11 protein-coding genes are annotated in these 13,112 nt (G+C 58.4%); 6 read left to right on the top strand and 5 right to left on the bottom strand.

From position 1 onward, the window contains the following. Nucleotides 1–7: 7 nt before the first annotated feature. A complete protein-coding gene (locus tag FX984_RS04045) occupies nucleotides 8–1,414 on the bottom strand; it encodes an amino acid permease (protein WP_092357041.1) in 1,407 nt (468 codons plus the stop codon). A gap of 66 nt (nucleotides 1,415–1,480) precedes the next feature. Beyond that, nucleotides 1,481–2,515, bottom strand: coding sequence for a histone deacetylase family protein (locus FX984_RS04050; protein ID WP_027606752.1), 1,035 nt, complete (start codon nucleotides 2,513–2,515; stop codon nucleotides 1,481–1,483). A 121-nt stretch (nucleotides 2,516–2,636) separates the two neighbouring features. On the opposite strand from FX984_RS04050, the gene FX984_RS04055 reads away from it, so the two are divergent. From FX984_RS04055 to FX984_RS33120, 3 genes are all read left to right on the top strand, one after another. Then, nucleotides 2,637–3,128 carry an Lrp/AsnC family transcriptional regulator gene (locus tag FX984_RS04055; RefSeq protein ID WP_027606753.1) on the top strand — a complete coding sequence of 164 codons (492 nt, stop codon included), beginning with the start codon at nucleotides 2,637–2,639 and terminating at the stop codon, nucleotides 3,126–3,128. Between the two features lie 186 nt (nucleotides 3,129–3,314). Continuing rightward, nucleotides 3,315–5,477, top strand: a complete 2,163-nt coding sequence (locus FX984_RS04060) for a TonB-dependent siderophore receptor (RefSeq protein WP_092357038.1) — start codon at nucleotides 3,315–3,317, stop codon at nucleotides 5,475–5,477. Between the two features lie 1,036 nt (nucleotides 5,478–6,513). Beyond that, nucleotides 6,514–7,206 carry a methyl-accepting chemotaxis protein gene (locus FX984_RS33120; RefSeq protein WP_256098205.1) on the top strand — a complete coding sequence of 231 codons (693 nt, stop codon included), beginning with the start codon at nucleotides 6,514–6,516 and terminating at the stop codon, nucleotides 7,204–7,206. Nucleotides 7,207–7,288: 82 nt separating this feature from the next. Here FX984_RS33120 and FX984_RS04070 read toward each other — a convergent pair whose 3' ends face one another. Continuing rightward, on the bottom strand, nucleotides 7,289–8,257 hold the full coding sequence (locus FX984_RS04070; protein WP_098479380.1) for an OmpA family protein: 969 nt from the start codon (nucleotides 8,255–8,257) through the stop codon (nucleotides 7,289–7,291). A gap of 266 nt (nucleotides 8,258–8,523) precedes the next feature. On the opposite strand from FX984_RS04070, the gene FX984_RS04075 reads away from it, so the two are divergent. Together FX984_RS04075 and FX984_RS04080 are read left to right on the top strand one after the other, a co-directional pair. Further along, nucleotides 8,524–9,237: a DUF3108 domain-containing protein gene (locus FX984_RS04075; RefSeq protein WP_027606757.1), complete on the top strand. Its 714-nt coding sequence runs from the start codon at nucleotides 8,524–8,526 to the stop codon at nucleotides 9,235–9,237. Nucleotides 9,238–9,467: 230 nt separating this feature from the next. Next, nucleotides 9,468–10,088 (top strand): response regulator transcription factor, encoded by a 621-nt coding sequence (locus FX984_RS04080; RefSeq protein WP_027606758.1) that lies wholly within the window; start codon nucleotides 9,468–9,470, stop codon nucleotides 10,086–10,088. On the opposite strand, the gene FX984_RS04085 is transcribed toward FX984_RS04080, so the two are convergent. After that, nucleotides 10,085–11,731, bottom strand: a complete 1,647-nt coding sequence (locus FX984_RS04085) for an ATP-binding response regulator (protein ID WP_166655289.1) — start codon at nucleotides 11,729–11,731, stop codon at nucleotides 10,085–10,087. The two genes, FX984_RS04080 and FX984_RS04085, sit on opposite strands and share 4 nt — an antisense overlap. Before the next feature lie 103 nt (nucleotides 11,732–11,834). Beyond that, nucleotides 11,835–12,230, bottom strand: coding sequence for a hypothetical protein (locus FX984_RS04090; RefSeq protein ID WP_027608113.1), 396 nt, complete (start codon nucleotides 12,228–12,230; stop codon nucleotides 11,835–11,837). A 459-nt stretch (nucleotides 12,231–12,689) separates the two neighbouring features. Between FX984_RS04090 and FX984_RS04095 the strand changes: the two genes are divergently transcribed. Continuing rightward, nucleotides 12,690–13,097 carry a hypothetical protein gene (locus tag FX984_RS04095; protein WP_027608114.1) on the top strand — a complete coding sequence of 136 codons (408 nt, stop codon included), beginning with the start codon at nucleotides 12,690–12,692 and terminating at the stop codon, nucleotides 13,095–13,097. Nucleotides 13,098–13,112 lie beyond the last annotated feature (15 nt).

Here is a 13,112-nt window from a genome sequence, read left to right on the forward strand (position 1 = left end):
CCGTGAATCACCTATGACCGGGATTGACCACACCGGCCGCCTTGAAGCGTGAAAACTGAAAGGCAATGCCCAGCCAGATAAACCAGGCCGGCATCACGTACAGCGCCAGGCGTGTATCCGGCCTCAACGCCAGCAGGCCGAGGACGAAGGCCATGAAGGCCAGGGAAAACCAGGCCATCGGCACACCGCCAGGCATCTTGTAGAGGGATCTGGCGTGCAGGTCCGGGCGTTTTTTGCGGTAGGCAATGTAGGACCCGAGGATGGTCGACCAGGTGAAAATCACCAGGATCGCCGACACCGTCGACACAATCGTGAAGGCGGTCATCACCTCCGGCACCACAAACAGCAACACCAGGCCCAGCAGCATCAGCAAGGTGGTGAAGGCCAGGCTGATAAACGGCACGCTGCTTTTCGACAAGCGTCCAAAGATACCCGGGGCGTCCCCCAGGTCAGCCAGGCCGAACAACATGCGGCTGGCGGAGAACACCCCGCTGTTGGCCGACGAGGCCGCCGAGGTCAGCACCACGAAATTGACGACCCCCGCCGCCGCTGGAAAGCCCGCCACCAGGAACAGTTCCACGAACGGGCTCTTGCTCGGCGACACCTGTTGCCACGAAGTGACCGCGATGATGCACGCCAGGGCCAACACGTAGAACAGGATGATGCGCAGCGGAATCGAGTTGATCGCCTTGGGCAAGGTCCTCTCCGGTGCTCGGGTTTCGGCGGCTGCGGTGCCGATCAGTTCGGTGCCGGCAAAGGAAAAGATCGCCATCTGGAAGCCGGCGAAAAAACCGAACAGGCCATTGGGAAACGCCGCCTGTTTGTCCAGCAAGTGGCTCACGGAGGCCGTGACCCCGGTGGGCGAGACAAACGAGCTGGCAATCAGCACCACGCTCACGCCGATCAGGGTCAGCACCGCGATGATCTTGATGATCGCGAACCAGAACTCCACTTCGCCGAACAGCCTGACCGTCAGCACGTTCAACGCGAACAGCGTCAACAGCATGCCCACCGCCGGCATCCATGCCGGCACATGCGGGAACCAGTACTGGAAAAACCCGCCGACCACCACCGCGTCCCCCACCACCGCCACGCTCCAGCTCAGCCAGTACGACCAGCCGAGAAAGAACGCCGCACGCGGGCCCAGGTACGCGCCGGCAAAGTCGGCGAAGCTCTTGAAGTTGAGGTTGGACAGCAGCAGCTCACCCATGGCGCGCATCACGAAGTACACGAACAGCCCGATGATCATGTAGATCAGGATGATCGAGGTGCCGGACAACGCGATGATCTTGCCGGAGCCCATGAACAGGCCGGTGCCGATCGCACCGCCCATGGCCATCAGCTGGATGTGGCGGTTGCTCAGGGTGCGTTGCAACGCAGGCTTTTCACACAGCCCGGACGTGGTTGTTTTCATCACAAAACCTCTTGTTATGTTTTTGAGTTTTGGCAGAAAAAAAATCGAGCGAGTGTTGTTATCAGGTCAGGCAGTCTTGCTTTCGAAGCCGTGCAGGACGTTGACGGCGTTGATGCCGATCTCGTCGACCATGTAGCCGCCTTCCATCACGAACAGCGTCGGCACGCCGACCCCGGCGATGATCTCGCCCATGCTGAGGAAGTCCTGGCTGTCGAGGAGGAAGTGGCTGATGGGGTCGTCCTTGAAGGTGTCGACGCCGAGGGAGATCACCAGCACCTCGGGGGCGAAGTGTTTGAGTTGCTGACAGGCGTGGTTCAGCGCGGTTTTGTAATGGTCCCACGTGGTGTTTTTCGGCAAGGGGTAGTTCAGGTTGAAGCCCTCCCCCGTACCTGCGCCGCGTTCGCTGTCGGCGCCGGAAAAGTACGGATAGGACACCGACGGGTCGCCGTGCAGGGAAATGAACAGCACATCCGCGCGGTCGTAGAAAATATTCTGCGTGCCGTTACCGTGGTGGAAATCCACATCCAGCACCGCCACGCGCCTGGCACCTTGGGTGATGGCCTGTTGCGCGGCAATCGCGGCATTGTTGAGGTAGCAATAACCGCCCATGTATTCGCGGGCCGCGTGGTGCCCCGGTGGGCGGCACAGGGCGAAGGCGCTGTGATGGCCTTCGTCGATCAGCGCCAGGCCGGTGAGCGCGATGTCCGCGCTGGTCTTGACCGCCTGCCAGGTGGTGGCGGTGATCGGCGAGCCGGCGTCCATGGCAAAGAAGCCCAGTTTGCCGTCGATAAAATCCGGCACCTGCTCATTGGCCAGGTCGCGTACCGGCCACACCAGCGGCAGCGCGTCATGGCGGCGGCCGATGGCGGTCCACTCGGCCCAGGCGGTTTCGAGGAAGCTGACGTAGCGCTCGCTGTGGGCGTTGACGTAGCAGGCGCGCTCGAAGCGGCGCGGCACGATGATATCGCCCAGCCCGACGTGTCGGACGCGGTCACGCACGGTGTCGGCGCGGCTGGGTTGTTCGAATGAGGGCTTGAGCACGCCGTCCTTGAGTTCGGTGCCGTGGTGCAAACGGTGGTCATCACTAAAAACAGTCAGCATTTGGATACATCCGCCAGAAAAAGACAGGGTCTATTTTGTTCTGGCTGCGCAGGGCTTTCTTTGCTTTTACTTCTTACACTGATAGCTTTATCGGGTGTTTTTACCCTGGTTACAGCCAAATATGAAAAATAAAACCAAACAGGTCGTTCTGGACGACACCGATCTCGCCATCCTCGCCCTGCTGCAGGAAGACGCGAGTATTTCCAACGCCCAACTGAGCGAGCGCCTGGCCCTGAGCCTTACCCCCTGCTGGCGTCGGCGCAAACGCCTGGAGGAAGAAGGCGTGATCAAGGACTACCAGGCCAACCTCGATCGCAAGCTGCTCGGCCTGGACATCATGGCGTTTGTGCATGTGCGTTTTGCGATCCACACCGACCACGCGCCGGATGCGTTCGAAGCAGTGGTGAAGGAGCTTCCTCAGGTGCTGGCGTGCCACAAGATCACCGGCGACGCGGATTACCTCTTGCAGGTGCTGGCGGAGGATCTGGACAGCTACAGCGAGTTTGTGGAAAGCGTGCTGCGACGGCAGCTGGGGATTGCGTCGATCCAGTCGAGCCTGGCGCTGCGCGAGGTGAAGGCGACGAGTCGGATGGCGATTCCGAAGCGCGATTGAACACGCAAAAAAAGCACTCGCCGACGGCAGGTAATGGCCAAAAGCCTGCCCTGCAGATGTGAAAAATTCGTTAACTAATTCTCCCCAAAGGCTTTTTCCGACAGGTTTAATCTGCCAAACTAATGCGAATAATTATCAACAGATTTATTATTCGCCAAGGACGGCACTTAGGGGAGAGTCCGTTCCATGTCTGTGCAACAACACGGCGGTAAAGGTTTTACACCCAGTCTGATTGCTTTGGCGGTGTGTCTCGCCACTTCGCACGCGGCCTTCGCCGCCGACGCTGAAACGCCGGCAACCACCTTGGAACTGGGTGCGACCCAGATCTCCGGCGAGCAGCAACTGGGCGAAACCACCGAGGGTACGCAGTCCTACACCACCGGCGCGATGAAAACCGCGACCAAACTGCCCCTCACCCTGCGTGAAACCCCGCAGGCCGTCACCGTCATCACACGCCAGCGCATGGATGACCAGGGGATGACCAGCATCAACGACGTGGTCAATGCCACGCCTGGGCTATTCCTCAATTATTCCAACGGCCCGGGCCGGCAGTCCTACACCTCACGCGGTTTCGACATCGACAACCTGATGTACGACGGCATTCCCAGCGGCTACAACGGCGTTTCCGTAGGCGCCCAGCCGAACCTGGCGATGTTCGACCGTGTCGAGGTCGTGCGTGGCGCCACCGGCCTGGTGACCGGTGCGGGCAACCCGTCGGCGGCCATCAACCTGGTCCGCAAGCGGCCGCTGGACGAACAGAAAGTCACCCTCACCGGCGCCGCCGGCAGCTGGGATGACTACCGTGGCGAGCTCGACGCCTCCAGCCCGCTCAATGACAGCGGCACCTGGCGCGGCCGGGTGGTCACCTCCTACCGCGACGCCAACAGCTTCATCGACAACGCCGAGTCCTATCACGGCCTGTTCTATGCCGTCACCGAGGCCGACCTGAGCGAAGACACCACCCTCACCCTCGGCTTCTCGAACCAGAAGGACAAGACCAACTACTTCTGGGGCTCGTCGATGATCGGCCAGGACGGCCATCACCTGGACCTGCCGCGCTCCTACAATCCCGGTACCGACTGGGAGAACAAGGATCAGGAAATCAACACGGTCTTCGCCGAACTGCGCCAGCGCCTGGCCAATGACTGGAAGCTTCAGGTCAACGCCAACTACGCTGAACAGAACGCGTTGTTTTCCGGCTCCTACCAGTCGCGCTGGGTCAACAACACCCTGGCGCGCACGGTCTACCAGGCCGCCTACGATGAAAACCAGGCCGGCGTCGACGCCTTTGCCAGCGGCCCGTTCCAGGCATTCGGGCGCACCCATGAACTGGTGGTGGGCGCCAGCCGACGCATCTACGACATGACCACCCACAACTACAGCCCCTACAACACCAACTGGCCCCTCACCGCAGGCAAACCGGACTTCGTCCACACCACCAACGATCGCGAGGTCACCACCCAGGACGGTGTCTACGTGACCACGCGCCTGAGCCTGGCGGACCCGTTGAAGCTGATCCTCGGCGGGCGCCTGGACTGGTATGACTACGATGCCCATGGCAGCAACGACGGCGACTATCACGTCACCCGCAACCTCACCCGCTACGCGGGGCTGATCTACGAGCTGGACGATCACCACTCGGTGTACGTCAGCTACAGCGACATCTTCACGCCGCAGAGCGCCAAGGACACCTCCGGCACTCCGGTCAAGCCGATTGTCGGCAAGAACTACGAGGTCGGCATCAAGGGCGAGTACCTGGGTGGCGCGCTGAATGCGAGCGTGGCGCTATTCCGTGTCGACCAGGAAAACCGCGCCACCCAGGTGACCGTGCAAAACTGCCCACAGACGGAGTGCTATGAGGCCTCCGGCGAGATTCGCAGCCAGGGGATCGACTTCGAACTGCAAGGCGCGCTGACCGAGAACTGGCAGGTCGGCGGTGGCTACACCTACGCGCGTACCCACACCATCAAGGATGAAGCCAACCCGCAGAAGGTCAACAAGCAGTACGACACGGACGTTCCGGAGCACCTGTTCAAGCTGACCACCCGCTACAACTTCCAGGGCCCGCTGGAGAAACTGCGCGTGGGCGGCAACATCTCCTGGCAAAGCCGCCTGTACAATGACGTCAAGCTGGCTGACGGCAGCACCTACCGCCTCCAACAGGGCGCCTACGCCGTCACCGACCTGATGGCCGGCTACAAGGTCAACGACCACCTCGACCTGCAGCTCAACGCCAACAACATCTTCGACCGCCGCTACTACTCCACCATCGCCAACTCCGTGAGCTATGGCGGCGACGCCTACGGCACCCCACGCAACATGATGCTGACGGCCAAGTACAGCTTCTGATCCACCTGGCGAACGGGGGTCCTAAATGTGGGAGCGAGCTTGCTCCCTCCCACATTGCACCCCGCTTGCCACCAGGAATGTGTTCTGCCCCCTCCGAACGCGTTCGCGCTTAAAGTCCCCTCCCCCGATGCCGATAAACTTTTTGGTTTCCCTGCACCCGCAAAGTGCCTGAATGCGGGCCTTAGTGGCACGCCGCATGCTTTGATCCTTGCCAGACCACATGGAGTAAGAGTGAATGCCCGCACGCGCACGTTTCCTGGAGCACTACCGCAAGGCCGACCGCATCATGCTGGCGTTGATCTGGCTGATGACGCTGTTCTCCGTCGGGCTCGCGTTCTGGCACGACACCCTGACCCAGGCAATTGTCGTGGGAGGAGGCACCAGCACGGTGCTCACCGCGCTCTACCGCGCCATCGGCGGCACGCGGGTGATGCGTTGTGCACTGGGCGCGGGCTTGATGGTCATGGCGGCGCTGCACATCAACCAGGCCCAGGGCGTGATCGAAGCGCACTTCGGGATTTTCGCGCTGCTGGCGGTACTGACGTTCTATCGAGACTGGCTGCCGATCCTGGTGGCCGCCCTGACGATTGCCGTGCACCACGTGGTGTTCCATGCGTTGCAGCATCAAGGCTTCCCGGTGTTCGTGATGGCGCATCACGGCGGTTGGACCATGGTATTTGTCCACGCCTTCTACGTCGTGATGGAAACCATCGCCCTGCTCTACCTCGCGGTAAACAGCCAGGCCGAGGCGGTGGAAAGCGAGGAAATGCTGGAAAAAATGCTCGCCGTCACCACCCAATTCACCGTGGACAGCGCCAAAGGTGAAGGTAAGGTGCACGTCTCTCTTGCCAAGCGCTTCGACCATTTCCTGCAACAAATCACCCACCTCATCGACGGCGTCGCCCGCGACTCCCACGGTCTCGGCCAACTCGGCCAGGAACTGGCCCACGCCAGCGGCACCCTGGAAAAAGGTGCTCGCCACCAACTGGCCGAAATCGCGCAAATGACCGACTCCATGCAGCGCATGGAAGACGCCATGGGCCACATTACGGTGCACGTCGAAGAAGCGGTTGAGCACGCGGGCGTCGCCAGCCAACAAATCCTGCGTGGCCAGGAAAGCGTCGGCCGCGCCCAACACGAAATCACCCAACTGGCCACACGCCTGGAAGGCACCAACCACACCGTGCAAGGCCTGGCGGTCCAGGCCGAACAAATCGGCTCGGTACTGGAAGTCATCAGCAGCATCGCCAACCAGACCAACCTCCTTGCCCTCAACGCCGCCATCGAAGCCGCCCGCGCCGGCGAACAAGGCCGCGGCTTCGCCGTCGTCGCCGACGAAGTGCGCAGCCTGGCGCAACGCACCGCCGTTTCCACCCAGGAAATCAAAACCATCATCGAGGGCCTGCAGCAAGGCAGCCGCCAGGCCGTGGAAGCCATGCACGACAGCCGCCAGGGCGTGGAACGGTGTGTGGAGGACAGTCAGCTGGCAGTGGAAATGCTGCGAGCGGTGGGCAATGACATTACCCAGATCGATGCGCTGAATGGGCGGATTGTCTCCACCACACGCGAACAGACCTCGGCGAATCAGGAGATTGTCGGGCGCTTGCAATCGGTGCAGAGCATTGCTCAAAACACCGCTGACGACGTGGAGATGTTGGCCAGGAGCAGCGAGCAGTTGCCGCCGATTGCGGTGCGGTTGGATGCGTTGGGGCGGCGGTTTCACCCGTGATAGTTTGGGGCTCGCCATCGGCCGGAAGCCATCACGGGTCTCGTCTTGACGGCCCGGGCCGCCCCTGGTCCTGAGCGTTCGCTTAGTCTTGCTTGACCAGCTCGACCCTGCGGTTTTCAGCTTTGCCTGCCTCGGTGGTGTTGTCGGCCACCGGGTCAGCCTCGCCAAACCCGGCCGCAGATAACCTCGCCGCGTCGATGCCCTTGGCGGTGATGGCGGCCTCGACGGCCTTGGCGCGGCCGTATGACAGTGTCTTGTTGTGCGCGGGGTCACCGGTGTGATCGGTGTAGCCGTTAATGGCCAGTTTCAACGATGTATTTTGCTTGAGTAACAACAACACTTGCTCGATCTGTGGCTGTGAACCCGGAAGGATGCGGGTCTGGTCAGTCGCAAAGTTGATGTGCAATGCCACCTTGCCGGTTTTATCTATCTGCGCTTTCAGTTCACTGGCCGGCAACAGGCTGGCCGTTATTTGCAGCGGTTTGGTTTCGGCAATCAGCAGGCCGCCGCCGAACGCGTAGCTGCACAAATGAATCCAGATATCGCGGTCGGCGCGATGGATAACAAACACCTGCGCGGCGTTATTCCAAATGTCCCCCAGGCCACTGTTGTATTTGAGCGCGAAGTCCCGCGGCCATTCTTTGATCTTCTGGCCGGGGTCTTCCGGAATCCTGCCATCGAAGATCTTGCTGCCGCCCAACGAGGACACGACGGACTCGAGGTTGCGCTGCAATTCCAGGTCGGAGAACGCCTTGCCCTGCGCGGCGTCGATATGGGCTGACCAGACCTTGCCTTCTACTACTGCCAGGCGATCACCGGTCCAGAAGGGTACCTGATCAAAGTCGGAGACATCGGGCGCGGTGGCGATGACATATCCGTCGGGAAGGGCGATGTAGGGAAAGGCGCCCAACGGCACGTTCGACACCTCAAGACTCGCGGCATCGAATACCTTGTTGTCTGCTCCGCTCTCGAATGACGAGGCTTGAATGCTCAGCCCCAGGGTGACGATTAAAACCAGGGTAGTCGCTGCTGTTTTTTTCACTAACGTCATGTTATTCCCGCAAATCCTTAGCACCCAGGGTGATGGTCGAGCGGATAAAGGGTGCTGCTGTAGTTGGCTGCTTATAAAACCGGGGCTATCGAGATAACTCAATAGCACAGCTGCCCTATTGCATCGCGCTTTGGCGCTGGATCACAGTTGTTCGCGCTCTAATAGGTCTTTTCTACGCTATTCGACGCTGCCGATCGTATTGAACAGGGATGCTTTTTTTGAAACCTATAACCACCAGAAAAATTGAAATGAACGCTGCGCTGGCGATGGCCTTGATCTCGCTGTTAACCACCAGCGCTACCTGGACCGAGGCAGCCGTTGGTGCAACGGCCTCCTCGGCACCGTGTACCAATGAAGCGGATTTCCAGGCCGGCACCGTTGTGGAGTCTGAAAGTCGCGACAACACCTCTGCAGTAACCAATCGTAGTAAAACCGAAACGCTGGGCCATGAAGACTTCGCCGGGGCCAACCCGGTGGCGTCATTACACACCACGTTCATAAGCAATTCGCCGGTGTATTTAACGACCACCTTTGCGCAAATCAAGGACGGCCAGTTGATTCGCTATGGTGATCGGCACGGTGCCGGGCCTTCGTTGACCACGACCCTTTACACCCCTCCTCCCACCACGCCGCTGGATTTACAACCCGGGCAGACAGTCGCCGTCAGTTACAAGAACCAGGTCGTCAGCGGCGGCACCACGCTTGAGTTTGAGGTATCAGAAAAGCTGACCTACCATGGCCGCGAGACGATCAAAACAGCACTCGGGACATTCGAGACCTGTCGCTTCACCAATGAAATTTCCACTGGATCAACGTCCGGTCAACAACCGACCCAGAAGGTCGTGGTGCAGAATTGGTTTGCTGCCGAAGGGCCCTACCGTGGGCAATCAATCAGGTCGACCAGTCTCTCCGGAACGAATGGTGGACAGGAGCGGCTCGTTGAAGTGGTCAAGATGCGATATGAGACGCGAGCCAACTAGGTAGCTTTATGCCCAGGCGCTGAGAAGGAGGATAGCACTGCCCTTCCTGGCAACGGGTTCAAGCACGCTGTTTGTGCCGCAGTTGCATCAAGCAAAATGTACTTAATTGCTTAATGGCCTTTAGTAACTAGTACAGGTGTACTAGTTCAGCTGTTCTATATCATAAGTTGCATGAGTCGGACATGATCAAAGCGTGTTTTCATTGATCTGGACGGGTTGTGCTTGCTGATATGAGTTGCCGAATTGTGGTGGCGGACGAACATCCACTTTATCGAGAGGGCATGACAGGATTACTGGAGTGCTTAATACCTGGAGCAAAAATAAAACAGGCAGGAAACCTGGAGGAAGTCTGGGCTCTCCTGAATCGCTGGCAACCTGTCGCCATGCTGTTTATCGAAGTATATTTGCCAGGGCTTTGCTCCTTGAAAGAGCTTGCAAAACTGTGCGAGGAAAGAGGCACTACTGCAGTCGTTGTTGTTTCGACAGTCGATGACAGCGTGGTCATTACCCGAGTGATGGAGGCCGGCGCCAATGGTTTTATTGGCAAGAACATTTCAGCCGAAGAGGTACGTAACGCCATCAACGATATTCGGAACGGCCAAGTAGTGGTCAAATACGAACCGGCCGAATCGCCATCATTTGAGAGTGATCACGCGATGGGCAAACTGACGTCGCGGCAGCGGGAAGTCTGGCATTTGATCGCACAAGGTAAAACCAACAAGGAAATTGCCGCTGAACTGGAAATCTCTCCCTATACCGTGCGTATTCACGTGTCTTCGCTGATACGTGCCTTGAACGTACCCAATAGAGCAGTAGCCGCCGCGCGTTTCGCGGGGCGCTACACCTGCTAGTCCCTTGATGGATCTACGGGTAACTCACACTTCATTGACTTGACCTGTTCAAGCAATACGTTACGCAGTTCCGGCGGTCGCACGGGTTTGGCCAGTACCGAGATATTGAATGCGTGCAGTGATTGACGGATGCGCTCGATTTCGTGCCCGGTGATGACCAATGCCGGTATCTCTTGACCCCGGAACTCGCGTATTGCCGCGATACATTCGGCCCCCGAGACCTTTGTGCCCAGGTCGAAGTCGGCAATTATGATGTCGCAATCGCTGGCCAGGGTATCCGCATCACTGTGGGTCTCGACGACGCAGCCCCATTTCTCCAGCAGGGCCTTGGTGGCCAGCAACACATTGGCGTCGTCTTCAATCAGGCATATCCGTAGTCCGTTCAGGCGCTCATGGGTGCTTTTCATCCGAGGCGCGATGACCTTGGGGGCGGCATGTTTCAATCCGCTGATTGCAACCTGGGTGCCGCGCCCGGGCGTGGAGCGAATATGTACATCGACATTGAGCAACTGGCTGATGCGCTTGACGATGGACAAGCCCAACCCCAGGCCCTCGACATCCTTGTCGCGTGCGTGGCGCACCCGGTAAAACTCTTTGAATACGTCCGGCAGATGTTCGGCGGCGATACCGCAGCCCTTATCGTAAACCACCACGGCCAAGCCCTTTGCCTGGCGTCTGACACCGATCAGCACGGGCTCTCCCGATGCGTACTTGATCGCATTGGACACCAGGTTCTGCACCATGGTGGTCAACAGCCCCGCATTGACATTCACCCAGTGCTCGCAAGGGCGCAGGCGCAGTTCAATCCCGGCCCAGCGCGCGGCCTCGGTGTTCTGTTTGACGACCTCCTGCAACAGCGCGCCCAGGTTCACCGGTTCCGCTCGCGGCTCCAGCTTTCCGTTGTCGAGGGTGTAGATATCCAGGATCGAACGGAACAGTTGAGAGACGGTATGCAGCGAGCGGTCGATGTTGTCTACCAGGCGCAGTTCTTCGCCGCCCAAATTCGCGTCACGCAGGCACGCGGTGAACAGGCCGATGGAGTGGATGGGCTGGCGCAGGTCGTGGCTGGCCTGGGCGAGAAAGCGTGATTTCTCCTGATTGGCGGCGATTGCCTCTTCCGATGCGATACGCGTGCGCTTGAGCAGAATGTGCGCATAGGCCGGTACTACGATGGTGGTCACGATCAGCATCAGGAACATGTAGGGCTGTGCGCGCCAGAAGGGGTTGAACAAGAAAATAACGATAAGGGTGGACAACGCGATCACGGTTGCCAGGGCCAGATAGTGTGAGCCGAAACGCATGCCATTACCCAGGGTTACCCAGAGCAGCGCGGCATAGATAGGCAATGCACCTTCGCCTCCCAGCACCATGGCGAAAGCGATACCGGTGTAGTCATGAAGCATGGAGAGCAAGCGCCGCCAAAAAAAGTGTCCTGGCCAGCGCTTGATCGCCATGCGCAGGAATATCGACACCACGATGAATGTCGAGATATACACGATGATGGGCGTGTAGGCTGCGGTATCGCTGGGGCGCAGCCCGCTCAGTACGATGATGTACAGCAGCGCACAGGCGCTGACGGTCAGGCGTAACGTGGCCTGATTGAGTTCGCTGTTCTTTTCCACGCGTTCAACCTCATGGACCATGGGGGATGCATCGCTGGATGCCGCCCCCTTGAGAACAATAAGGCGTAGGTTGGCGTGTTAAGGCATCAAACGACACAGCGTGTCGTATCAGAAGTGGAACGTGTCAGTAAAGCCTGTAGTAATCCACCACGTCATCCACGAAGTAGATTATCAACCTCGTTCCCTTGGTCTGGCTTTGAGCTTTTTTCGTGCCCGTCACACTGCCGACATCATTGGCGACACCCTGAGCCTTGGACACTTGCGACGAGGCGTCGTACATCTTCAGGCTTGTCTCGGTCGAGACATATTTGTGGGCCAGGGTCATGTACTTTTCCAGGCCCTCCTGGTTTTTATCATAGGTCCAGTTGGACCCATTGCTTCTGCTCGTTGAATCAAGTTCCTCTTCGGCTGGAGCGCCGAACAATTGCGTCACCTGAGTCTTTGTAGTTTTTCCCGGGATGATGGTTTTCTTCAGGTAAGCAACATCGTACTTTTGTGCTCCCGGATTTAAGGAATTCATCAAATCCCCAGTGTTAGCACAGCCTCCCAGGCCTGCGGTCAGTATGCACAGCGTGAATCCGATTCTAAGTAGTTTTCCATATTTCAAGCACATAGACTTACCTTGAGTTGTGATTAATACCATTCCATTTCGACCGGATGCACGGTGAAGTTGACACAACGTAGTGCAACTAATCGAGCCTTTGGATTCACAGGCGGGCAAACACACTGGAACACTTCAACGCTGAAGTTAAAGTGCATTCCGGTGTGCGCTCGGGCTCAAAGCCTTTAAGACTTTTTCGAGCGTGTACAGCTTATGAGGGCGCGTGAGCTGACGCCATAGTACAAGTGTGCTATAGGCGACCAACAGGGACTTGTCTAGCATAGCCAGATGGACATTAATGGCTTGAATCAATGTAATGAATTGCTCGCCAGTTGATGTAATGCCCGATTATTGAAGCCGCATGAATGGAGTCGAAATATGAAATCATGGATCACCGTCTTATCCATTCTGATGCTGTCCGGGTGTGCGGGTTCTCCCTTGAGTAATCTGGTCATGAACCAGCGTTATCAAACGACATCGGACATTACTGCTTCATGGGTAGGTGCATCCGAAGATGAGTTGGTGACGTCATGGGGGGCGCCGAAAAACAGCCATGGCCTCAGTGATGGCAACTCGAAAATCATCGGCTACGACTACGTATGGCTTACAAACGGCAGCCATTCGATGGAATGGGGTTATGTGCCTGATTACGCCCGTTGCGAACAGCGGTTCATGATTGAAAAGGGCGTGGTGACCCGCTGGTATTCATCTGGCGACTGTCCAAAAAGGCCTAAAGGCGCCAAGTTGATCCCCGGTAACACCCCCGTGCCCCAACCCACGCTCTAATGGTCACTGCACCGT

It is taken from the genome of Pseudomonas marginalis (assembly GCF_008692035.1).
In the GTDB taxonomy this organism is placed as follows: Bacteria; Pseudomonadota; Gammaproteobacteria; order Pseudomonadales; family Pseudomonadaceae; genus Aquipseudomonas; species Aquipseudomonas marginalis.